18 protein-coding genes are annotated in these 22,029 nt (G+C 66.8%); 5 read left to right on the top strand and 13 right to left on the bottom strand.

The window, feature by feature from the left end; all coding sequences use genetic code 11:
* Positions 1-344: 344 nt before the first annotated feature.
* Genes AC1DYS_RS29510 through atzF form a run of 3 tightly spaced genes read right to left on the bottom strand, consistent with a single transcriptional unit; the run spans position 345 to position 4,045 of the window.
* Positions 345-1,181 (bottom strand): ABC transporter permease, encoded by an 837-nt coding sequence (locus AC1DYS_RS29510; RefSeq protein WP_477905194.1) that lies wholly within the window; start codon positions 1,179-1,181, stop codon positions 345-347.
* A 21-nt stretch (positions 1,182-1,202) separates the two neighbouring features.
* On the bottom strand, positions 1,203-2,195 hold the full coding sequence (locus AC1DYS_RS29505; RefSeq protein ID WP_477905192.1) for an ABC transporter substrate-binding protein: 993 nt from the start codon (positions 2,193-2,195) through the stop codon (positions 1,203-1,205).
* Between the two features lie 32 nt (positions 2,196-2,227).
* Positions 2,228-4,045 (bottom strand): allophanate hydrolase, encoded by a 1,818-nt coding sequence (gene atzF, locus AC1DYS_RS29500; RefSeq protein ID WP_477905190.1) that lies wholly within the window; start codon positions 4,043-4,045, stop codon positions 2,228-2,230.
* Between the two features lie 254 nt (positions 4,046-4,299).
* Between atzF and AC1DYS_RS29495 the strand changes: the two genes are divergently transcribed.
* A complete protein-coding gene (locus AC1DYS_RS29495; RefSeq protein ID WP_477905188.1) occupies positions 4,300-6,606 on the top strand; it encodes a hypothetical protein in 2,307 nt (768 codons plus the stop codon).
* Here the strand turns inward: AC1DYS_RS29495 and AC1DYS_RS29490 are convergent.
* Genes AC1DYS_RS29490 through hutC form a run of 5 tightly spaced genes read right to left on the bottom strand, consistent with a single transcriptional unit; the run spans position 6,599 to position 11,414 of the window.
* Positions 6,599-8,008: a formimidoylglutamate deiminase gene (locus AC1DYS_RS29490; RefSeq protein WP_477905186.1), complete on the bottom strand. Its 1,410-nt coding sequence runs from the start codon at positions 8,006-8,008 to the stop codon at positions 6,599-6,601. The genes AC1DYS_RS29495 and AC1DYS_RS29490 overlap by 8 nt on opposite strands.
* Positions 8,001-8,903 (bottom strand): N-formylglutamate deformylase, encoded by a 903-nt coding sequence (gene hutG, locus AC1DYS_RS29485; RefSeq protein WP_477905185.1) that lies wholly within the window; start codon positions 8,901-8,903, stop codon positions 8,001-8,003. The genes AC1DYS_RS29490 and hutG overlap by 8 nt, the downstream gene beginning before the upstream one ends.
* Entirely contained in the window at positions 8,900-10,120 is a 1,221-nt protein-coding gene (gene hutI / locus AC1DYS_RS29480) for an imidazolonepropionase (protein ID WP_477905183.1), read from the bottom strand. The genes hutG and hutI overlap by 4 nt, the downstream gene beginning before the upstream one ends.
* The gene (locus AC1DYS_RS29475; protein ID WP_477905180.1) at positions 10,117-10,689 is read right to left on the bottom strand and encodes a HutD/Ves family protein; all 573 of its coding nucleotides are present in this window, start codon (positions 10,687-10,689) and stop codon (positions 10,117-10,119) included. Before AC1DYS_RS29475 ends, hutI begins: the two co-directional genes overlap by 4 nt.
* Positions 10,686-11,414 (bottom strand): histidine utilization transcriptional repressor HutC, encoded by a 729-nt coding sequence (hutC, locus tag AC1DYS_RS29470; RefSeq protein WP_477905178.1) that lies wholly within the window; start codon positions 11,412-11,414, stop codon positions 10,686-10,688. Before hutC ends, AC1DYS_RS29475 begins: the two co-directional genes overlap by 4 nt.
* Before the next feature lie 85 nt (positions 11,415-11,499).
* Between hutC and hutU the strand changes: the two genes are divergently transcribed.
* The 3 genes from hutU to hutH all read left to right on the top strand — a co-directional run bounded on the left by hutU (position 11,500) and on the right by hutH (position 17,958).
* Entirely contained in the window at positions 11,500-13,203 is a 1,704-nt protein-coding gene (hutU, locus tag AC1DYS_RS29465) for a urocanate hydratase (RefSeq protein ID WP_477905176.1), read from the top strand.
* Between the two features lie 101 nt (positions 13,204-13,304).
* Positions 13,305-16,352, top strand: coding sequence for a DUF748 domain-containing protein (locus tag AC1DYS_RS29460; RefSeq protein ID WP_477905174.1), 3,048 nt, complete (start codon positions 13,305-13,307; stop codon positions 16,350-16,352).
* A gap of 46 nt (positions 16,353-16,398) precedes the next feature.
* Positions 16,399-17,958: a histidine ammonia-lyase gene (gene hutH / locus AC1DYS_RS29455; protein ID WP_477905172.1), complete on the top strand. Its 1,560-nt coding sequence runs from the start codon at positions 16,399-16,401 to the stop codon at positions 17,956-17,958.
* Between the two features lie 4 nt (positions 17,959-17,962).
* On the opposite strand, the gene AC1DYS_RS29450 is transcribed toward hutH, so the two are convergent.
* The 5 genes from AC1DYS_RS29450 to AC1DYS_RS29430 form a co-directional block, all read right to left on the bottom strand.
* Entirely contained in the window at positions 17,963-19,234 is a 1,272-nt protein-coding gene (locus AC1DYS_RS29450) for an RNA polymerase sigma factor (RefSeq protein ID WP_477905171.1), read from the bottom strand.
* A gap of 95 nt (positions 19,235-19,329) precedes the next feature.
* On the bottom strand, positions 19,330-19,740 hold the full coding sequence (locus AC1DYS_RS29445; protein WP_477905169.1) for a VOC family protein: 411 nt from the start codon (positions 19,738-19,740) through the stop codon (positions 19,330-19,332).
* Between the two features lie 24 nt (positions 19,741-19,764).
* Entirely contained in the window at positions 19,765-20,292 is a 528-nt protein-coding gene (locus AC1DYS_RS29440; RefSeq protein WP_477905167.1) for an SRPBCC family protein, read from the bottom strand.
* Entirely contained in the window at positions 20,289-20,711 is a 423-nt protein-coding gene (locus AC1DYS_RS29435) for a YciI family protein (protein ID WP_477905165.1), read from the bottom strand. Before AC1DYS_RS29435 ends, AC1DYS_RS29440 begins: the two co-directional genes overlap by 4 nt.
* A gap of 128 nt (positions 20,712-20,839) precedes the next feature.
* Positions 20,840-21,196 (bottom strand): YciI family protein, encoded by a 357-nt coding sequence (locus tag AC1DYS_RS29430; RefSeq protein WP_477905163.1) that lies wholly within the window; start codon positions 21,194-21,196, stop codon positions 20,840-20,842.
* A 147-nt stretch (positions 21,197-21,343) separates the two neighbouring features.
* On the opposite strand from AC1DYS_RS29430, the gene AC1DYS_RS29425 reads away from it, so the two are divergent.
* Entirely contained in the window at positions 21,344-21,754 is a 411-nt protein-coding gene (locus AC1DYS_RS29425; RefSeq protein WP_477905161.1) for a DUF3592 domain-containing protein, read from the top strand.
* The last annotated feature ends 275 nt before the right edge of the window (positions 21,755-22,029 follow it).

Below are 22,029 nucleotides of genomic sequence, written 5' to 3'. Positions count from 1 at the left end.
TTCGGGCCCCGTGGGGGGCGTCGAGGAGCGCAGGGGTTTGGGGCCGCGTGCGCAGCACGCCTCGTCAACTGACTTCGCGCGGCTGTCTGAGCGCAGCGGCCAAAGGCCGCGTAGCGAGTTCGGCGCGAGGCCCCACACACCGAGCCCCGCAGAGCAGTCCGGCCCTAGCCGGACTGCCCCCGTCGGGGTCGCCTTTCTTTGCCTTCTTTCTTTGGCGAAGCAAAGAAAGAAGGTCGCCCGCCGGGGCGACATCCCGGCAACGGCCTCACGCAGTGAGAAAAAGCCCCATGCGAATGCACGCACAGGCTTCGATACCTCAGCCCGAAGGGTTTGGGGCATGCGCCTCACCGCCCACTCCAATGCACGATCTTCCGCTCAGCCACAAGAAACAGCACATTCAGCGCATAGCCCAAGGCGCCAGCCGCCAAGATCGCCGCATACATCGTCTTCACATTCAACACCTGCTGCGCATCAATGATCCGATGCCCCAGCCCGTTGTCCGACCCGATGAACATCTCCGCCACGATGACGATCACCAATGCCATCGAGACCGCAGAGCGCAAACCGACAAAGGTGGGCTGCAAAGACTCCCAGATCAGCACATCCTTGAAGATCTGCCAGCGCGAAGCCCCCATCACCTTGGCCGCCATCACCCGCTGCTTGCGCGCGTTGATCACGCCGTATGCGCTGTTGAAGATGACGATCAGGAAGGCACCGAATGCAGCGATCGCCACCTTGTTGATGTCGCTCACGCCGAAGATCAGCAGGAACAGCGGGATCAGCGCCGAGCTCGGCGTGGAGCGGAAGAAGTCGATCAGGAACTCGACGCTGCGGTAGGCCTTCTCGTTGCTGCCGAGCAGGACGCCGAGCGGCACGCCGACCACTGCGGCAATCAGAAAGGCCTGCACCGTGCGCCACACCGTGACGGCGAAGTCGAGCAGCAGCGGGCCGCCGGCCAGGCCGGTGATCAGCGTACCGAGGGTGGCGAATGGAGGTGGCAGCAGGATCGCCTTGATCCAGCCGGCACGCACCACGATGTCCCACACGATGAAGAGGGCGATCGGGCCGATGAAGGGCAGCAGGCGATCCCAGGCGAACTTCTTCGGTGCGGCCGATGCGTCGGTGCTGCCCGACCAGGGAACGGCCGCAGCGGCGGCGGCAGGGACGGCGGTTTCAGCCATGGAGCGTTCTCCCGGAAAAGATCAGCCCTTGTAGAGCAGCGAATCGACGACCAGCTTCTTCTCGAACACGCCCTTCTCGGTGAAGAGGTCGAAGAACTTCTGGAAGGCGGCGATGTCGGCCGGCTTGAACTCGTTGTAAAGCATGTATGAGGCCAGCGGCACCTCGCCCGTCAGCGGCCCCTCGATGGCGGTGTAGCCCTTGAGGTACTGGCGCGCATCGGCCGGGTTGGTGCGCACGAGTTCGATGCCCTTGGCATAGGCGGCGATGTACTTCTTGGTCTCGGCCGGGTACTTCTTGATGAACTCGGTGGTCAGCGTGGCAGAGCCGCCATGCCATGGCGCGTTGGCGTCGCCGAGGATGTACTTGGCGATCACGCCCGCTTCGAGCACCCGTGTGGTGCCGTTGAGCCGCCCGACGGTGCCGGTGGGCTCCAGCGTATAGACCGCGTCGACTTGGCCGGCCGCAAGCGCCGCCACGTGCTGGCCGATCGGCAGCTCGGTGACGCTGGTGCCGGGAGCGCCGGCGCGTTCGAGTACGGCCATCGCCAAAGTCTTGTTCTGGATGCCCGGGCCCGAGGCGACGCGCTTGCCCTTGAGATCGGCAATGGTCTTCACCGGGCTGTCTTTCGGCACCAGAAACTCATCGAGCACGTACTTCGCGTTGCTCGGGTTGGTGGCGATGATCTTGTAGAGCCCGGGCGACGCGATCTCGCCCACGCCCAGGTTGCCCGAGCCCGTGCCGTTCGAGCTGCCATCGGAGCGGCCGGCGAGCATGGCCTCCATCACCTGTTGCGCGCCGGCAAACTTGAGCGCTTCCACGTCGAGCCCGGCTTCCTTGAAGTAGCCCTTCTCGATGGCCGCGAAGAATGGCAGGCCGGCCGCCACCGGCCAGTAGCCGATGCGGATCTTCGGGCCGCTTTGAGCCCGCACGATGGCAGGTGCGCCTAGCGCAATGGCGCCGGCAGCGGTGACGAGCTGGCGTCGGCGGATGTTCAGGCGTGCATCGGTGCTCATGAGGTCTCCAGGGTGGATCGATCGGGGTGGGTTCAATGAGGCGGTTTCAGCGATGCCAGGTAGGCACGCCAGCCACCGAAGGAGGTGATGTCTTTCGCGCCGTCGAGCGCGTGCGCTTCGCAGATGAAGCCGTGCACCGAGCTGCCATCGGCCAGCGACACGCTGCCCAGCCCCAGTGGCTGAGGGATGAGTGCGAGAAAGGAGCCCACGACGCTGAGCGGAACGTCCCACACCTCGACGGCGATGGCGCCGCCCCCCGAGGCCACGCGCAGCAGGCCGGGCTTGGGCGGCACCGTGCCAGGCAGTGCGAACAGCCGGTACTGCGGCGCGGTGGTGGTGGCCGCGCGCAATTGCGCGCCGCGCTCGGTGAGCTGACTGTTCAAGGGCAGGCCGCTCAGGTGCGCACCGACGACGGCGATCGCCAGCGTGGCGGTGGTGGCCGGCGCGCGGCTCAGCGTAGAGGCAATCTCGGTGCGGATGCCGGTGGCGCCGATCGGCAGGCCCAGCTGCGCCTGCCATGCCGCGCCAAAGCGCGCGAGCGCCGTGTCGTATGCAGCGGGTGCGATGAAGGTCACGCCGAACGGCAGTCCGCGGTCGGTGAAGTTGAAAGGCAGAGCCAGCGCCGACCAGCCCAGCAGGTTGACGAAGTTGGTGTATGCGCCGAGCTGCCCGTTGGCGCCGATCGGGTCGGCGGCCACCTCATCCATGCTGGGGTGGCCAGTCGAGGTGGGCACCATCAGCACGTCGGCCTGCTCCCAGAAGGCCTGGGCATCGCGCTCCGCAGCACGCAGCTTGTACAGGCCGCGGAAGGCGTCGGTGGCCGAGAAGCTGCGTGCGCTCTCGACGATGCTGCGCACCGCCGGGTCGAAGACGGTGGGGTCGTGGTCCAGCAGCTTCTGCACGACGGCGTGCCGCTCTGCGACCCACGGCCCGCCGTAGAGCAACTCTGCAACGGCATGCAGCGGCGAAAAGTCCAGCGGCACGACTTCATGCCCTAGGGACTGCACATGCGCTGCGGCCTTTGCGAATGCCGCGCGATAGCCCGCGTCGCCAGTAAATACCGGCCGCGATGGGATGCCCACCCGCAGCACCGCCTTCAGATGCGACGGCCCTGTCTGGAACTGGCTGTAGCTGTCGCTCGCATCCGGCCCTTCGATGACCGAGAGCACGAGCGCGGCGTCGTCCACCGTGAGCGCCAGCACCGACACGCAGTCGATGCTGCGGCAGGCCGGCAGCACACCGCCCGTGCCGACGCGGCCGGGAGTGGGCTTCAGGCCGACGATGTTGTTGAAGCTGGCCGGGATGCGACCCGAGCCCGCCGTGTCGGTGCCGAGCGCGAATGGCAACTGGCCCATCGCCACCGCATAAGCCGAGCCCGAACTCGAGCCGCCACTCACGCGCGACGGGTCGAAGCTGTTGGGCACGGCGCCGTAGGGCGAGCGCGTGCCCACCAGGCCGGTGGCGAACTGGTCGAGGTTGGTCTTGCCGACGGGAATGGCGCCGGCATTGACCAGCTTCTGCACGACGGTGGCATGCCCCGTGGCCGGGCCGCTGGCGAAGCTCATGCAGGCCGCGGTGGTGGGCAGGCCCGCGACGTCGATGTTGTCCTTCACCGCGAAGGGCATGCCGAGCAGCGGGTGCGTGTCGAACACCACCGGGCCCATGGCGAGCAGGCGCGCGTCGCAGGCATCGGCCTGTGCCATCAAGGTGTCGTCGGGTAGCAGCGAGATCCACGCCGCACTGGCCTGCTGCGATTGCTCGGCCAGGAAGCGCAGCATCAGCTGACGCACTGTCAAGGTGCCCGCGCGCAGCGCTTGCTGCAGCTCAGGCAAGGTTCGTGGTTCGGACATTTTGCTGGCGCCCCGCTTTTGTGCATGCGTTCTTGTATGCAAGATTGATAGCAGAAGGCGTGCCAGTGGTGGTCGTCGCCACCTGCTAAATGATGCGGGGATGCGTCTAAAAAGGGACTGAGTCCATCGGCAGAAGCGAGCAAAGGCGCGAGCACGACTGCCCCCCGATCCGACGATAATTCAGACCAGCTATGCGCAATGAGAGCGTGGACGCGCCCTGCGGCATCGCGATGTAAACCCGGGAGGAACCAAAAATGCAATGGCGGATGATGGCGGCTGCAGCCGCCGTGTGCTTGCTCGCGGCTTGTGGGGGCGGAGGTAGCGATGCGCAAGAACCGGGGGGCAGTCCTCCTGCGAGCCCGCCGGCCCCCTCTGCCAGTGCTCCCACGACTAGTTCGGCCAACCTCTCCATCGTCGCTTCTGGTCCCAGTTTGGCCGTGGCCGGTGGCGGTTCGGCCACATTCGAAGTTATCGTCGCAAACGCGGGCCCTGATGCAGCTGGCAATGTCTCCGCCTCTACTGTGCTCGGAAGTGGTCTGACACAAGGCTCTATGAGTTGCGTAGCCACTGGCGGCGCCGTCTGCCCAGCCAGCCCCGGCAGCATGAGCGTGACCAGCCTGCCTGCGAACGGCAGCCTGCATTTCCAGCTGACTGTCCTCGTGGCGGAGGGTGCAACGGGAGCGATCAGCAGCGCGGTCTCGGTCAGCGCGGACAACGACGCCACTCTCAACGACAACGTTTCCCAGGTGGTGGTCAACGCCTACCCTCCCACACGTACGTCATCGGACATCGTTGTTTCCGGCATTGCCTCCGACCCTCAGGTCTCCAGCGGGAGTCTCGCGACCTATGCGATGACAGTCGCTAACGCCGGGCCAGATGCGGCGACCAACGTCGCGATCGAAAACGTGGTCGACGCCAACCAGACCCTCAATTCGATCACTTGTGTGCCTAGCGGGGGTGCCAGTTGTCCGCCCTCACTCGGTGCGGCGATGACTGCTCCTTCGATTCCGGTCGGAGGCAAGTTGAGCTTCACCGTCTCGGCGCTCGTCTCGAGGACTGCTATCGGTTCCGTCAGCAATACTCTTTATGTACCCCCAACGGGCGATCCTGTCGCGAGCAACAACGTGGCGACCGCGACGGTGGCGACGGCCATACCGACCAATAGCGGTTCATTCGTCCAACTGCAGAGCGATTTGGGCGACTACATCGGTCAGGGGGGGCGCTACTCTTACACCAAGTCCAACGCCGTACTAAGCCTCACGGCCTCGGGTGCGCTACTCACGTTGAGCATCACCGGCAACGAAAACTGGTCTGCGGAGTTTCAAGTTCCTAGTTCGCAGACGCAGCTCCAGCCGGGCACCTACTCGAATCTCAACCGCTACCCATTCAACAACTCCACCGTGGGCGGGCTTTCATGGTCTGGTGAAGGTCGCGGTTGCAACACCTTGACGGGTTCTTTCACTATCGACAGCGTTAGCTATGTCGCTGGAAACTTGGCGGCGATAGACCTTCGGTTTGAGCAGCATTGCGAAGGTACTGCCCCGACGCTTCGTGGCCAGATTCACTGGCTCTCCAGCGACACGACCCAACCACTGGGACCGGTCTATCCACCGCCTGCCGACTTGTGGAAGGCTGCTGTGGGCACTACGCCGACCACTGGCAACTATGTTTATCTGCAAAGTGACAGTGGGGACTACATCGGAGCAGGGCGTACCGCCACGTACACACAGGCCAACACTACGCTGACGATGACCGCATCGTCCGGGCGTCTATCGGTCGGGGTGAGCGGCAATGACAACTGGACAGGCGATTTCCAGGCGATGAATACACTGACGCAATTGCAGCCGGGCTACTACCCGGGCTTGCAGCGATATCCCTTCCACAACCCGGCGTTGGGCGGACTCTCGTGGTACGGCAACGGACGAGGTTGCAACACCTTGAAGGGGTGGTTCGTCGTCGACAGCGTCAGCTATACCGGCGGCGCCCTGGCGTCGATCGACCTGCGCTTCGAACAGCACTGCGAAGGTGGCGCCAACGCGTTACGAGGTCAGATTCACTGGATTTCGGGCGACACGACCAAGCCACCCGGACCGCAAAACCCACCGCCCGCCGGCCTTTGGGCCCCTGCTACGGGCGCCACGCCGAGCAGCGGCAACTATGTCTATTTGCAGAGCGACAGTGGTGACTTCATCGGGCAGGGCCAAACGTACACGTACACACCCTCCACCGCCACGGTGTCAGTCAATGCGTCCGGCACGCATGCGACAGTGACGGTCAATGGCGGCAATGGATGGACTGGCGATTTCGTGGGGATGAATTCGATCTCGCAGCTTGCACCCGGCTACTACCCCGGCTTACAGCGCTATCCCTTCCACAACGCTGCGCTAGGCGGGCTGGACTGGTACGGCGACGGGCGAGGATGCAACACGCTGAAAGGCTGGTTTGTGGTCGACAGCGTGACCTACACGAACAATGTGCTTGCATCGATCGACTTGCGCTTCGAGCAGATTTGCGAGGGTTTCATGCCTCCTTTGCACGGGAAGATCCACTGGATCAGGTAGCACACGCCCGCGATGTCGAAGGCTCTTCCCACGCCATGCACATGACCTCGCGGTAGCGCTCGGCGATGGCCTCCTGGTGGGCATGGCGACCCTGGCTGACAACCTGCTGCCCGGCGACATACACCGCGTGAGGATGCGCCGCGTCGGTCGCAAACACCCAGGCATCCAGCGCATGCGATGGCGCGATGCCCAGCAGGCCGGGGCTCTGTGGCGACAGCACCAGCGCGTCGGCGCGAGCGCCTTTCACCAGGCCCCAAGTTGACTGGCCTGCGGCGCCTATGCCACCCGCCAATGCCTCATTGAAGAGGCGCGCCGCCGTTGATGGCTGGCTCAAGCGCGGTGCGGCCGAGACGTTGCGTTCGCGGCGCAGCAGGCGCTGGCCGTACTCGAGCCAGCGCAGCTCTTCGGCCCAGCTGCGCGAGACCTGGCTGTCAGAGCCCACCGACATCGGCACGCCGGAGGCGAGCCAGCGCGGCAGGTCGGTGAGGCCGTCGCCGAGGTTGGCTTCGGTGCTGGGGCACAGCACGATGCCCGCGCCCCGCTCGGCCACGGAATCGATCTCGGCGGCCGTGGCGTGCGTGGCGTGCACGAGCTGCCAGCGTGCATCGGGCCGCAGCGCGCCGCACAGCCACTCGATGGGCCGCGCGCCGGTGACGTTGACGCAGTCGTCCACCTCCTGCATCTGCTCGGCGACGTGGATGTGGATCGGCACGTCCTCGTCGCCCATGCTCTTCATCAGCGCATGAATGGACTCGGCGGACGCGGCGCGCAGCGAATGGATGGCGACGCCCGCGTTGACGAGCGGTCGGCGTGCGGCCGCCACACTGCGTTGCAAGGCATGGACTTCGGCAGCCGTGGTGCGAAAGCGCCGCTGGTCATGCCGCAGTTCAGGCTGGTTGAAACCGGCACGTTCGTACAGCACCGGCAGCACGGTAAGGCCGATGCCAGCGTCGGCGGCGGCATCGGCCAGTGCCCAGCTCATTGCCGCAGGGTCGGCATATGACGCGCCGTCTTGCGTGTGCTGCAGGTAGTGGAACTCGCAGACCTGCGTGTAGCCGCCGCGCAGCAGCTCCACATACAACTGCGCGGCGACCGCACGCAGCTGCTCGGGCGTGATGCGCAGCGCGACGCCGTACATGCGATCGCGCCAGGACCAGAAGTCGTCCATCTCGCTCTCGCGCCGCTCGGCCAAGCCTGCGAAAGCGCGCTGGAACGCATGGCTGTGGGCGTTGACCAGGCCCGGAAGCACCGGCCCGCCGAACACCGTGGCGCCGGGGGGCGGGGTGCTCACGCCCGGACTCACCTCGGCCCAGCAGCCCTGTGCATCCACGCGCAGCAGCACGGCGTCGTGCCAGCCGCCGCTGACCCAGGCCTGCGGCGCCCACAGCAAGGTGTCAGGCATCGGGCTTCCAATCGATCATCGCCTGCACCAGCGCGCGCAGTACGGGTTCCACCGTCTGCACACTGGCGGTGTCGAGCTTGAACGGCGGCGTTTCGTCCATGTAGCAACTCCAGCATTTTTCCAACTGCACTGCGTGCACGCGCTCGGCGGGGCGGCCATAGCGGCGCGTGATGTAGCCGCCCTTGAAGCGCCCGTCGATGACGTGGGTGAAGCGGTCTTGCGACTTCAAGACCGCGCTCAGCGCGGCGCGCAGGTCGGGCGCACAGCTGGCGCCGCTGGCCGTGCCGAGGTTGAGGTCGGGCAATCGGCCTTCGAACAGCCAGGGCAGCTGCGACTTGATGCTGTGGCCGTCGAACAGCACCGCGTGGCCGTGTTCGTATTTGAGCCGTGCGAGTTCGGCTTGCAGAGCCTGGTGGTAGGGCTGCCAGTAGACGTTCAGTCGGCGCGCGATCTCGGCATCGTCGGGCGCCTGGCCCTCGCGGTAAAGCGGGTCGCCGGTGAAGAAGCGGGTGGGGCAGAGCTCGGTGTTGTTGACGCCGGGATACATCGGCGCGTTCTCTGGCGGGCGGTTCAGGTCGATCACATAACGCGAGTAGCGCGGCACCAGAAAGCTCGCACCCATGTCGCGCACGAAGCCGTACAGCTCGTCGAGAAACCAGTCGGTGTCTTCGGCGGCGAGCGCACGCTCCACATAGCGCGGCTGCAGATCAGACGGAATCACCGTGCCGGCGTGCGGCACGCTCACCAGCAGCGGCGTGCTGCCGCGGTGAAGGGTGTAGGACGACGACCCCTCGCCCGTCGGGTACGTCGGGCGATCCCCCGAGGGGATAGCGGGCCGGCTTGGGAGCGGCCCGGCGCTCGGCCCGTTCGCTGATGTGGCTGCTGTGTGTGTCATGAACTTTCTCTCTGGACGCCAGCGACGACAACGCGTCGGCAGGGGTTGTGGCCAAACCAGTAGGCCAGCTCGTTGGGGTGTTCCAGGTACCACACCGCGAAGTCGGCGCGCTGGCCGGCCGCTAGCGTGCCGCGGTCGGTGAGGCCCAGCGCGCGCGCGCCGTTCACGGTGACGCCGCGCACGGCTTCTTCCGGCGTCAGCCGGAACAGCGTGCACGCCATGTTGATCATCAACAGCAGCGAGAGCGTCGGCGAGGTACCGGGGTTGTGGTCGGTCGAGATCGCGATGGGCACACCGCGCGCGCGCAGGGCGTCCATCGGCGGCAGCTTCGTTTCGCGCAGGAAGTAATACGCACCGGGCAGCAGAACGGCCACCGTGCCGGCTGCGCTCATCGCGCGCACGCCCGCATCGCTCAGGTGTTCGAGGTGGTCGCACGACAAGGCGTTGAACTCGGCGGCCAGTGCGGCACCGCCCTGGTCGCTCAACTGCTCGGCGTGCAGCTTGACGGGCAGGCCCAGTGCGCGCGCGGCCTCGAACACCCGGCGCGTCTGCGCCGGTGTGAAGGCAATGCGCTCGCAGAAGGCGTCCACCGCGTCGACCAGGCCCTGCTGCTGCAGCTTGGGCAGCCAGGCGCAGACCGCGTCGATGTAGTCATCGGCCCGGCCCTCGAATTCGGGCGGCAGCGCATGCGCGGCCAGGCAGGTTGCCCGTGTGCTCAACGGCAGCTCGCGCCCCAGGCGCCGCACCACCGACAGGCAGCGCGCCTCGTCGTGCAGGCTCAGGCCGTAGCCCGACTTGGCCTCCAGCGTGGTCACGCCTTCGGCCAGCAAGGCCTCGGCGCGGTGCCGGGCGGACTGGTACAGGGCCTCGTCGCTTGCAGCGCGCGTGGCCGCCACGGTGGAGCGGATGCCACCACCCGCGCGTGCAATGTCTTCATAGCTCGCACCCTGCAAGCGCATCTCGAACTCGCGCGCCCGCTGGCCGCCGTAGACCAGGTGGGTGTGGCAGTCGATCAGCCCTGGCGTGACAAGCGCACCGTCCAACCGGTGCTCGGCCGTGGCGCGGCGCGTGAACTCCGCCGGGATCTGGTCGTCGGCACCGACCCATGCAATGCGATCGCCTTCGACCACGATGGCGCCCCGATCGACCCAGCCCCAGGCTTCGCTGCCCGCGAGCGTGGCGAGGCGAGCGTCGCGCCACAGGCTGACCGTGCTCACCGCAGGCCCTCCGGCGAAAAGCCCAGCCACCACGCGCGCGTGTTCGGCTCGTCGGGCTGGAAGGACCAGGTTGCGGGCGATGCGGCGTCGGACCACAGCAGCGTGTTGGCCCTGAGCCGGCGCTCCTCCGTTCCACCGACCCAGCGCCCCGGGCCCGAGGTGAACAGGGCGCGCAGCGTGAAGGGCGACTCCCAGGCCACACCGCCTGCGGCGACGCGCATCACACCCCTGCCATCGCGCAGCATCAGGTTCAGGTCGCGTGTGGAGCCGTCGACCAGACGGCAGCCGGGCGCGTCTCCGCCGTCGAACTGCAAAGGCAGGTCGCCGACGCGAACACGGCGCTTCTTGCCACCGAAGCTCAGCACCACGCCCGCACCCTCGATCACGGAGAACCAGCGTTCGATGCCGGGGAAGGACGAGAACGGCCCGTCGCGTGTGATGTCGGCCACGCTCACACGCAATGCCCATTCGAGTGTGGACGGCCAGCACAGCAGCTCGCGTGTGGTGCCGCCACCATTGCGCCAGGCCTGCGGCGGCACGTCATCGGCGTGAACGAGGTTCAGCGTCATGGTTTGAACTGCCCGTCGATCTGGTAGCGCGTGCCGGGGTGCACCAACCGCGCGAGTGTGATCGGCACGCCGCGGCTCATGGTGCGGCGCACCAGCACCAGGCAGGGTTCGTCGCGATCGATGCGCAGCAGCTTGGCTTCTTCCGCACTGGGCTGGCTGGCCTCGATGGAGAACTGCGCTTCCCACAGCGGCGCCACGTCGAGCAGGTAGTGCGTGGGGGTGGTCTGCGTGAAGTCGACGCTCAGGTAGTCGGGTGCACAGGCCGGGTTCACGTAGCGGTCTTCGCACTGCAGCGGTACACCGTTCTCGAAGTGGACGATGAGGGTGCGGAACACGGTGTCGCCGCTGTTCAACCCGAGCTGTTGCGCCAGCTCCGCGGTGGCGCGCTCTTCGCGTGCGATGTGCACCTCGGCGTGGTGGCGGTGGCCGCGCTCGGCGATCTCGTCGTGCAAGTCGCGAATGGTCAACGTGGACGACACCTTGGACAGGTGAGCCGCGAAGGTGCCCACGCCTTGCACCCGTGTCACCAGGCCTTCGGCCTGCAGCTCGCGTAGCGCGCGGGTCACGGTCATGCGGCTCACACCGAAGCGCGCCACGAGCTCGGCCTCCGACGGCATCAGGCTGCCCGGCGGCCAGGTGCCATGGCCCAGCCCTTCCTTCAGATAGTGCTTGACGCGCGTGTAGGGCGCGGCAGGTGGCGAGCTCAGGGTGCTGGCGAAACTCATCGCAAGATCTTACTTGCCTAGACTTGACTAGACAAGTAGAGTTAGCCCATTCCAAAGCGTCATTCCATTGTTCAGCGAGGCCGCCATGACCGATCTCTCCACCGCCCACCACATTGCCCAGCCGCACCCCGTGCGCGCACCGCGTGGCACCGAGCTCAGCTGCAAGAACTGGCTGATCGAAGCGGCCTACCGCATGATCCAGAACAACCTCGACCCCGAGGTGGCCGAGAACCCCGACGCGCTCGTGGTCTACGGCGGCATCGGCAAGGCGGCACGCAATTGGGATTGCTTCGAAGCGATCCTCGACAGCCTGAGAAAGCTCGGCGAAGACGAAACGCTGCTGGTGCAATCGGGCAAGCCGGTCGGCGTGTTCCGCACGCATGCCGACGCGCCGCGGGTCCTCATCGCCAACTCGAATCTCGTGCCGAAGTGGTCGACGTGGGAGCACTTCCACGAACTCGACCGCAAGGGCCTGATGATGTACGGCCAGATGACGGCGGGGTCGTGGATCTACATCGGCAGCCAGGGCATCGTGCAAGGCACGTACGAGACCTTCGTCGAAGCCGGCCGGCAGCACTTCGGTGGGTCGCTCGCGGGCAAGTGGATTCTCACGGCCGGCCTCGGCGGCATGGGCGGTGCGCAGCCTCTGGCCGCAAGCTTCGCGGGGGCATCGTCACTCAACATCGAGTGCCAGCAGTCGCGCATCGACTTCCGTTTGAAGACGCGTTACCTCGATGAGCAGGCGACCGACCTCGACGACGCGTTGGCTCGCCTGGCGCGGTATGCCAAAGAAAAGAAAGCGGTTTCCATCGGCCTGCACGGCAACGCCGCCGAGCTGCTGCCCGAGATGGTGAAGCGCGCCAAGGCAGGGGGCCTGCGGCCCGATCTCGTGACCGACCAGACCTCGGCGCACGACCTCGTGCATGGCTACCTGCCCAGCGGCTGGGCGCTCGAGGCCTGGCGCGCGGCGCAAGCCGATTCGGCGAAGCACGCCGAGCTGCGCGATGCCGCCGCCCGCAGCTGTGCGGTGCACGTGCAGGCCATGCTCGACTTCCAGTCCATGGGCGTGCCGACCGTCGACTACGGCAACAACATCCGCCAGGTGGCGCTCGACCACGGCGTGAAGAATGCGTTCGACTTCCCGGGCTTCGTGCCGGCCTACATCCGCCCGCTGTTCTGCCGCGGCAAGGGGCCGTTCCGCTGGGTGGCCTTGTCGGGTGACCCGGAAGACATCCGCAAGACCGACGCCAAGATGAAGGAACTGTTTCCGGCCGACGCCGGCCTGCACCGCTGGCTCGACATGGCGGGCGAACGCATCGCGTTCCAGGGCCTGCCAGCGCGCATCTGCTGGATCGGCCTCGGCGACCGGCATCGCGCAGGCCTGGCGTTCAACGAGATGGTCCGCAGTGGCGAGCTGAAGGCGCCGATCGTGATCGGGCGCGACCACCTGGACAGCGGCTCCGTGGCGTCACCGAACCGCGAGACCGAGGCGATGCGCGACGGGTCGGACGCCGTGTCCGACTGGCCGATGCTGAATGCCTTGCTCAACACCGCGGGCGGCGCGACGTGGGTGTCGCTCCACCACGGCGGCGGCGTGGGGATGGGCTACTCGCAACATGCGGGCGTGGTGATTGTTTGTGATGGCACGGCCGAAGCCGACAAGCGGATCGAGCGCGTGCTGTGGAACGACCCAGCCACCGGCGTGATGCGGCATGCAGACGCCGGGTACGACGAAGCCGTAGCCTGCGCGCGCGAGCAAAGGCTGAACCTGCCCATGCTCGGCAAATAAGCTCGGCAAATAATCGAGCCGTTCAACGGGTGGGTGCCGTGCGAGCGCAAGGTTTCGCGCGCGCCCATGCAGATCGATAGGCTTGAAGAGGAAGCGGCAGCATGTCAGGGTGGAAGCGGGGCGCCTGGATCGCGGGCGGTGTGCTCGTGCTGGTGGGGGCCGTGCTGCTCGCGCTGCCCGGCGTGCTGCGCTGGCAGGGTGAAAAGCAGCTGAGCGCGTTGCTCGGGCGACAGGTCACCATCGACAAGGTGACGCTTGCGCCGTGGCGGCTGGAGGCCAGCGTGCAGGGCGTCACGGTCGCCGGCTTGGCCGGCGTGGCCGAACCCCAGCTCCGGCTCGAACGCCTGCGCTTCGATGCCGACATCTCGTCCGTGTGGAAGCGTGCGCCGGTGGTCACCGCGCTCGAGGCCGATGGACTGCGCCTGCGCTTGACGCGTACGGCGCCGGGCCACTACGACGTCGACGACCTGATCCAGCGTTTCACGCCCACGGCGCCGCCACCTGCCACCGAGGACCAGAGCCCGGCGCGCTTCTCGCTGCACAACCTGCAGCTGCGTGACGCCGAGTTGCGCTTCGATGACAAACCCGCCGGCCGCGTGCACCAGTTGCAAGGCGTGAGCTTCGCCGTGCCGTTCCTGTCCAACCTGCCTTCGGACGTCACCACGCGCGTGGAGCCACGGCTGGCGTTCACGCTCAACGGCAGCCACTTCGATTCGGGCGCGCAGGGCACGCCGTTTGCGCAGACGCGTGCCGGCGAGCTCGAACTCAAGGTGCCGGCACTCGACGTGGCGCCTTACCTCGGCTACCTGCCGGAGGGGTTGCCGGTGAAGCTGGTGCGTGCACAGCTGTCGGCCGACCTGCGCGCAAGTTTCTCGCTCGCCCCCGATGCTGCACCCCGCGTCGTGGTGACCGGCTCGCTGGGCGCTCGAGACGTGGCGCTGCAAGACGCACACAGCGCGCCGCTCGCCACGTGGTCGCAGCTCACGCTGGGCCTGCGCGACGTGCAACCATTGGCGCGGCAGCTGAGCTTCGGCCGCCTTGCGCTCGATGGCCTGGTGCTGCAGGTGTCGCGCGATGCGAAGGGCCGCATCAATCTGCTCGACCTGGCGGAGCCCACTGCAACGTCGGCACCGGCTGCGCCATCGGCAGCGTCGACGTCGTCGTCGCCCGCTTCGTCATCTGCCCAGGTCGCCACGCCGGCCACGCCGCCGTGGGCCGTGCAGCTCGACGCCGTGGAGCTGTCGTCAGCCCGTGTCGACTGGCGCGACGCCACGCCCAAGGTCGCGCTCACCATCGACGGCATCGCGCTGAAGGCCGGCGCAGTGCATTGGCCGATGAAGGGCAGCTTGCCGCTGACCCTGGCCGCCACACTGCGCCGCCCAGATGGCGAGGGCCGTACCGATGCCGCAAGCAAAGTGGCACCCAAGGCCGAAGCCAACGCCGGCACCGAGAGCACTCTCGCCTGGCAAGGCGACGTGGGCATGGCGCCGCTGCAGGCCAAAGGCACGCTGCGCATCACGCGGTTGCCGGCTCACCTGTTCGACCCGTATCTCGCCAGCCTGACGGCCTTCAACCTGCGACGCGCCGAACTCGGCTACGACGGAAGCCTCGCCCTCCAGCTCGGCAACGACGGCACCAGCGTGCAGGCTGGCGGTGAACTCCGTGTGGCCAACCTGCGTGTGCAGACCCGCCCCCGCGCAGCCGAGGCAAAAGGCGAGCCGCTGCTGAGCTGGCAGATGCTGGCACTCGAGGGCCTGCAGGCCAACGTCGCGCCCAATGCCAAGCCGCAGGTGAGCATGCGCCGCGCCACGGTGTCCGACCTCTACGCCAGCCTGCTCGTCACCGAACAGGGGCGCTTCAACCTGCAAGAGGTGGCGGCCGCTCCGGCGCCGGGCGCAGCGAGCGCACCGACGGCTGCACCCCTCGCCGCGGCCACCGCCTCGGCACCCGCGCGCTCCGAGCCGCAAGACCTGCCCGTCGACCTGAGCGTGGGCGAAATTCGGCTGGTGAAAGGTCGTGTCGATTTCAGCGACCATTTCATCCGGCCGAACTACAGCACCCAGCTGTCCGAACTGAATGGCCGGCTGGGCGCTTTCCGCTCCGGCAGTGCCGAGATGGCGCCGCTCGAGATCCATGGCCGTGCGGCCGGCACCGCCCAGCTCGACATCGTGGGCCAGCTCAACCCCACTGCCAACCCGCCGGTGATGGACCTGAGCGCCAAGGCCACCGGCCTGGAGCTGGCGCCCTTCAGCGCCTACTCGGGCAAGTACGCCGGCTACGGCATTCAGCGCGGCCAGCTCAGCGCGGAGCTGGCCTACAAGGTCACCCCGCAAGGCCAGCTCGAAGCGCAGAACAAGCTCGTCATCAATCAGCTCACGTTCGGCGACCGGGTCGAGTCGCCCGTCGCGACCAAGCTGCCGGTGCTGCTGGCGGTGGCGCTGCTGAAAGACCGGCGCGGTGTGATCGACGTCAACCTGCCGGTGCGCGGCAGCCTACAAGACCCGCAGTTCAGCGTCGGCAAGCTGATCCTGCAGGTGGTGGTCAACCTGTTGACCAAGGCGATCACGTCGCCGTTTTCCTTGCTCGCCGGTGGCGGCTCCGAAGAGGCGGGCCAGATCGCCTTTGCGCCGGGCAGTGCGCGCATGACCGAGACCAGCCGCGCCACCGTCGACAAGCTGGCACAGGCCCTGACAGACCGACCCTCGCTCACGCTGACCATCACCGGTGCCGTCGACCCGAGCGCCGAAACCGAAGCCTTCCGGGCACGCGCGCTCGATGCGCGCCTGGCCGGCAAGCGTGGCAGCTCGGGCGAGACCCCAGGCACAACGCTCAGCGCCGAAGAACACGCGCAGCGTGTGCGCGAGCTCTACCGCCGCGCGCCGCTGCCCGACAAACCGCGCAACGCACTCGGCCTGGCGCGTGACATTCCCGTGGCTGAGATGGAATCACTGCTCCTGCCGACGATGCCGGCACCGCCCGAGGCCTTGCGCGAGCTGGCCTTGCAACGTGCGGTGGCCGTGCGCGAGGCGCTGCTGGCCAAGGGGCTGGCCGGGGAGCGCCTGTTTCTAGCCGCCCCGCGGTTGCACGAACGCCGCGCCGATGAGCCGGCATGGGTGCCACACGCAGAACTCCAACTCGCCGTTCCCTGATCGGCTGCGCCACTTCGCGCCATCACATCATTTCGCAAGGATCACCATGACCCATCACACCCTCACCCCTGGCCAGCTGACGCTGGACGACCTGCAGTCGCTGCACGCCGGCGGCCGCGCGATCACCATCGACGATGCCGCCCGAGGCGCGGTGCGTGCCAGCGCGGCGGTGGTGCGCCGCGCCGCCGAAGGGCACCAAGCCGTCTACGGTGTCAACACCGGCTTCGGCAAGCTCGCCTCCACCCGCATCAGCGAAGACCAGCTCGACACGCTGCAGCTGAACCTGATCCGCTCGCATTCGGTCGGCGTGGGTGAACCGCTGGCGCCACCGGTGGTGAGGCTGATGCTGGCGCTCAAGGCGGCCAGCCTGGCGCGTGGCTTCTCCGGCGTGAGGGAGGTCGTGATCGACACCCTGCTGGCCGTGCACAACGCCGGGCTCGTGCCCTATGTGCCTGCACAAGGTTCGGTCGGTGCCTCGGGTGACCTGGCACCGCTGGCGCACATGACGCTGGCCTTGATGGGCGAGGGCGAGATGCTGCAGAACGGCCGGCGCGTGCCCGCGTTGCCGCTGCTGCAAGAAGCCGGCATCGTGCCGCTCAAGCTCGCCGCGAAAGAGGGCCTGGCGCTCATCAACGGCACGCAGACGTCGACGGCCCTCGCGCTGCACGGCCTGCTCAGCTTCGAGCCGGTGCTCGAAGCTGCGCTGGTGGTGGGCGCGCTCACCGTCGACGCGGCGCGTGGCAGCGACGGGCCCTTCGACCCGCGCATCCACCTGCTGCGCGGCCAGCCCGGCCAGATCGACGTGGCGCAGTACTACCGCGAGCTGCTGGCCGGCAGCGAGATCCGCAACTCGCACCGCGAGGGCGACGACCGCGTGCAAGACCCGTACAGCCTGCGCTGCCAGCCGCAAGTGGTGGGCGCCTGCCTCGACCAGCTTCGGCATGCGGCGCTCATCCTCGTGCGCGAGGCCAATGCCGTCACCGACAACCCGCTGGTGTTCGCCGGTGAGGCTGGGCAAGAGGGCACGCTGATCTCGGGTGGCAACTTCCACGCCGAGCCGGTGGCGTTGGCCTGCGATGCGATGGCGGTGGCCATTGCCGAGGTCGGCGCCATTGCCGAGCGGCGCATCGCGATGCTGATCGACAGCGGCGTGTCGCGCCTGCCGCCGTTCCTCTCGGCCGACGCAGGGCTCAACTCGGGTTTCATGATCGCGCACGTCACTGCGGCGGCGCTCGCGTCCGAGAACAAGTCGCTCGCGCACCCGGCGAGCGTTGACAGCCTCCCGACCTCGGCCAACCAGGAAGACCACGTCAGCATGGCCACCTTCGCCGCGCGCCGGCTGCAGGCGATGATCCGCAACGTGTCGCACATCCTCGGGATCGAGCTGCTCGCCGCGGCACAAGGCGTGGAGTTCCTGCGGCCGTTGCGCAGCTCGCCCCCGCTGGAAGCGGTGCATGCGCTGTTGCGCACCACCTGCCCGCCAATGCCGCAAGACCGCTACCTGGCACCCGACATCGAGCTGGCGACAACCTTGGTGGCCGACGGTTCGCTCGCACGCATCCTGCGCACACTGCCGGGCTTGCCGGCGCTGTGGACCCCGGCCTGAGGCTCTACTTGCCGACCGACTGAGCGCGCAGCATGAGCAACGCGCGCTCTTGCGCATTGCGCGCGAGGCTGGCGGCGCGCTCGAACTCGGCGCGCGCCTCGTCGTGGCGGCCGAGCTTGGCGAGAAAGTCGCCGCGCACGCTGGGCAACCAGTGGTAGCTCTGCAGCGCGGGCTCGTCGCGCATCCTGTCGATGATCGCGAGCCCTTCGGCGGGGCCGAAGGCCATGCTCACCGCGACGGCGCGGTTGAGTTCGACGACCGGTGACGGGGCGGTCTGTGCCAATGCGTCGTACAGACCGACGATCTCGGCCCAGTCGGTCTCTTCGGGTGTTCGTGCGCGTGCGTGGCAGGCGGCGATGGCGGCCTGCAAGGTGTAGAGGCCCAGCGAGCCACCCAGGGTTTCGGCGCGTGCCAGCGCATTGAGCCCGCGTCGGATCAGCAGGTGGTCCCAGCGCGCGCGGTCCTGGTCCATCAGCAGCACCGGCTTGCCTTCCACATCGACACGTGTGGCGGTGCGCGACGCCTGCAGTTCCATCAGGGCCAGCAGGCCGTGCACCTCGGGTTCGTCGGCGGCCAGGCCGGCGAGCACGCGGCCGAGGCGGATGGCTTCATCGCACAGCGCCGGGCGCATCCAGTCGTCGCCGGCGGTGGCGGTGTAGCCCTCGTTGAAGACGAGATAGATCACCTCGAGCACCGAGCTCATGCGGTCGGCCAGCGTGTCGCCGCGCGGCAGTTCGAAGGGCACCTTGGCGGCGGTGAGCGTGCGCTTGGCCCGCACGATGCGCTGCGCGATGGTGGGCTCGGGCACAAGGAAGGCGCGCGCGATCTCGGCGGTGCTCAGCCCGCCCAGCAGCTTGAGCGTGAGCGCCACGCGCGCTTCGGTCGAGAGCACCGGGTGGCAGGCGGTGAAGATGAGGCGCAGCAGATCGTCGCCGATGGTGTCGGCGCGGGCAGCGTCGAGGGCGTCGACGAAGTCCGGCACGATCAGGGCCTCTTGTGCTTCGAGGTCATGGCCGATCTCCTCGTGTTTGCTGTGCGAGAGCTTGTCGCGCCGCAGCCGGTCGAGTGCCCGGTTCTTGGCGGTGGCCATCAGCCAGGCCGCCGGGTTGTCGGGCACGCCGGCCTCGGGCCAGTGTTCGAGCGCCGAGACCAGTGCGTCTTGTGCCAGCTCTTCGGCCAGGCCGACGTCGCGCACCATGCGCGCGATGCTGGCGATGATCTTGGCGGCCTCGATGCGCCAGACGGCTTCGATCGCGCTGTGTGTGGCGTTGGACATGTGCCGACAGCGCTTCTCAGCCGGCGCCGAGCCGCCTCAAGGCGGCTGAGCGACCCCTCAGGGGGCAGGAGCGGAGCGACGTGGGGGCAGACATGTCAAGCTTGCGGCGGCGCGGCGTTGGGGTCCATGTACATCAGCTCCCACACATGGCCGTCCAGGTCTTCGAAGCCGTGTCCGTACATGAAGCCGTGGTCCTGCTTTTCGTTCGGCACGGTGCCGCCGCCCGCCACTGCCTTGCCAACGAGGCTGTCGACTTCTTCGCGGCTCTCGCATGACAGGCAGATCAGCACCTCGGTGCTCTTCTTCGCGTCCGAGATCGGCTTCTTGGTGAAGGTCTGGAAGAAGGGTTCGGTCAGCAGCATTGCGTGGATGGTGTCGCTGATGACGAGGCAGGCGCCCTGGTCGTTGCTGAACTGGGGGTTGAAGTGATACCCCAGGCCTTCGAAGAAAGCGCGCGAGCGCGGCAGGTTCTTCACCGGCAGGTTGACGAAGATGAGCTTGTTCATGGTCGTGTCCTTGTGTAGTTCTGTTCAGCGTTGTTCGGCGAGCGTCTTCAGGCTGGCGAGGCCGGTTTCGAAGTCGCGGCCGACCATCTTGTCCATGTTGAAGATCACGCCCATCAGCTTGCCGAGAAAGGGGCAGGGCCCCGTCATCGACCACGTGACGTCGGTGGTGGCACCGCGCGGCGCGAGTTTGAAGTCGATGAGGTTGTGGCAGGCCATGGGGGCGGTCATGTCGAGGGTCATGGAGACGCGGTCGGGTCCCGTTGGCTCCACGATCTGGATGCTGCCCTTGCCCACGTTCTTGTTCCCGTCGAAGTCGTAGGCGGCACCGGGGCCGATGGTGGGGCCGCGGTAGCTGCCCTTCATCGTCAGGTCCTTGTGGTTGTAGGGGTTCCAGGTGTTGAAGCGCTGGATGTCGTTGATGAGCGGCTTGATGCGTTCAGGGTCGGCCTGGATGTTCACCGAGCGCTCGATCCTCATCGTGTCGGGCCGGCTGGCGGCGTAGAGCAGCAGCGCGGCGAGCGCCACGGCCACGATTGCGATGGCGGCGATCATGCCCGCACCCCTTCGCCAACGCCCATCTCGCGCAAGCGCCCGACGGCCTCGCCCTGGGCAAAGTCTTCCAGCTCGTACAGCTGGCGCACCTCGATTTCGGCGTCCTTCTGCTCGCCCATGGGCGCCGGGAAGCGGCGTGTCCACTCCAGCGCCTCTTCACGCGAGCGCACCTGGATGAGCGTGTAGCCGGCGATCAGCTCCTTGGTCTCGGAGAACGGGCCGTCGATGACCTGGCGCTGGCCACCGCTGTAGCGGATGCGCCAGCCCTTGGCGCTCGGGTGCAGGCCGTTGCCGTCGAGCAGCACACCCGCCTTTGCCAGTTGCTCGTGGTAGTCGGCCATGGCGGTCAGCAGTGCTTCTTCGGGCATGACGCCGGCTTCGGAGTCCGGCGTCGCTTTGACGATGATCATGAATCGCATGGCAGCTCTCCTGTGCGTGGGTGAGGAGCCTCGGCGATCAGTTTCCGTGGCTCACATTCACACGACGAGCGAGTGGCGGCGATTTCGACAACCGGTCGAAAAAAATAACGGCTGGGTGGAAACCCGGGTCAGGCGTAGCAGGGTGCCACGGCACGCACTTCGATCGAGCACCATTCGGCCGCCGGGCAGCTGACGGCGATGGCAACGGCCTCGTCACGCGTCTTGCAGTCGACCAGGAAGAAGCCGCCGATCATTTCCTTGGCCTCGGCGAACGGGCCGTCGAGCACAAGCGGCTTGCCACTGCGCACCTCGACGCGGGCGGTGTCTGCATCCTGAGACTTGAGCGACTCGCCGGCCAGCAGCACACCGCGCTCCTTCAGGTCAGCACCCCAGCGCACCATGCGGTCATAGACGGCGTGGCCTTCGGCCAAGCTGCGCGTGGCGCGTTGGCCGGCGGGTTCGGCGATCAACAGCATGTAGGGCATGGCATCTCCTTGATTCGTGTGGGCCGGTTCTGGCCGAGCGCGAAGAATAAATCAAGGGCGGCTGACTTTCGAAGCCCACGCGTCTTCAATGGCAGCTGCCAGAATCGACTAGCCAGACCCATTGCTCATTCTTTCCAGGCTTTGTTCATGCTCACATTCGGTCTATTGCTTGCATGCCTGGCAGCGGTCATGTTTATCTTGGCTGTATACGCGGCCATACGACCTGTATCGCTCCTCCTCAAGGGCGAACGTTCGCAGGGCTTGGTGATCACCGACCACATCTACCGCAACAGCCGCGGCCGGAAGAGAAGGTTCTATCGGCTTACGGTGGCACTGTCTACCAGTCAGACGGCGGAACTGCGCAGCCGCTCAACTTTGAGCATGAAATTACCCAAGATCGGCGATAGCGTTCCCGTCGTCGTTTGGGAAAGGCCAGCAGGGCCCAAGGCGGAGATCGCAACATTCGGCCATCTGTGGTTTGACGTCTCAGTATTCGTTTGGCTGGCGATCTCTTTCTCGGCGTTCGCTGCTCTCGTCCTCTTTGGGGAATTGTCGTAGTGCAATCACGGGACGCATCGACTCGATTTATCTACCGGTGGCATTCAGATTGAACATGCAAAATCTTCTTTTGATGTTCATGCGCTACGTTCCGCTGAGCAGCGTAGCAATGCTCCTGGGTGGGAGCGCAGTTGCGTTGGTCCTCAGCGCCTTTGGCCTTGAAAGACACCAGGATCTGTTTAGCCTGTCCATCTTGCTTTCTTTGCTAGGGTTGGCAGGTGTGTTTTCGAGCATATTCGTAGCTCTTCTCGTGCGATGCTTCCGCTGTGGAAAGC

The organism is Rhizobacter sp. P2_G4, assembly GCF_056403575.1.
The sequence above is the reverse complement of the archived record's forward strand: the minus strand, read 5'-3'. Positions and strand labels throughout refer to the sequence as shown.

Excerpts from the sequence above, each read along its gene's own strand:
- AC1DYS_RS29435 (WP_477905165.1), bottom strand. The coding sequence starts at position 20,711 with ATGCGATTCATGATCATCGTCAAAGCGACGCCGGACTCCGAAGCCGGC.
- AC1DYS_RS29460 (WP_477905174.1), top strand. The coding sequence starts at position 13,305 with ATGTCAGGGTGGAAGCGGGGCGCCTGGATCGCGGGCGGTGTGCTCGTG.
- AC1DYS_RS29505 (WP_477905192.1), bottom strand. The coding sequence starts at position 2,195 with ATGAGCACCGATGCACGCCTGAACATCCGCCGACGCCAGCTCGTCACC.
- AC1DYS_RS29425 (WP_477905161.1), top strand. The coding sequence starts at position 21,344 with ATGCTCACATTCGGTCTATTGCTTGCATGCCTGGCAGCGGTCATGTTT.
- AC1DYS_RS29430 (WP_477905163.1), bottom strand. The coding sequence starts at position 21,196 with ATGCCCTACATGCTGTTGATCGCCGAACCCGCCGGCCAACGCGCCACG.
- AC1DYS_RS29490 (WP_477905186.1), bottom strand. The coding sequence starts at position 8,008 with ATGCCTGACACCTTGCTGTGGGCGCCGCAGGCCTGGGTCAGCGGCGGC.
- atzF (WP_477905190.1), bottom strand. The coding sequence starts at position 4,045 with ATGTCCGAACCACGAACCTTGCCTGAGCTGCAGCAAGCGCTGCGCGCG.
- AC1DYS_RS29510 (WP_477905194.1), bottom strand. The coding sequence starts at position 1,181 with ATGGCTGAAACCGCCGTCCCTGCCGCCGCCGCTGCGGCCGTTCCCTGG.
- AC1DYS_RS29450 (WP_477905171.1), bottom strand. The coding sequence starts at position 19,234 with ATGTCCAACGCCACACACAGCGCGATCGAAGCCGTCTGGCGCATCGAG.
- AC1DYS_RS29440 (WP_477905167.1), bottom strand. The coding sequence starts at position 20,292 with ATGATCGCCGCCATCGCAATCGTGGCCGTGGCGCTCGCCGCGCTGCTG.
- hutG (WP_477905185.1), bottom strand. The coding sequence starts at position 8,903 with ATGACACACACAGCAGCCACATCAGCGAACGGGCCGAGCGCCGGGCCG.
- AC1DYS_RS29445 (WP_477905169.1), bottom strand. The coding sequence starts at position 19,740 with ATGAACAAGCTCATCTTCGTCAACCTGCCGGTGAAGAACCTGCCGCGC.
- hutU (WP_477905176.1), top strand. The coding sequence starts at position 11,500 with ATGACCGATCTCTCCACCGCCCACCACATTGCCCAGCCGCACCCCGTG.
- hutC (WP_477905178.1), bottom strand. The coding sequence starts at position 11,414 with ATGAGTTTCGCCAGCACCCTGAGCTCGCCACCTGCCGCGCCCTACACG.
- AC1DYS_RS29495 (WP_477905188.1), top strand. The coding sequence starts at position 4,300 with ATGCAATGGCGGATGATGGCGGCTGCAGCCGCCGTGTGCTTGCTCGCG.
- hutH (WP_477905172.1), top strand. The coding sequence starts at position 16,399 with ATGACCCATCACACCCTCACCCCTGGCCAGCTGACGCTGGACGACCTG.
- AC1DYS_RS29475 (WP_477905180.1), bottom strand. The coding sequence starts at position 10,689 with ATGACGCTGAACCTCGTTCACGCCGATGACGTGCCGCCGCAGGCCTGG.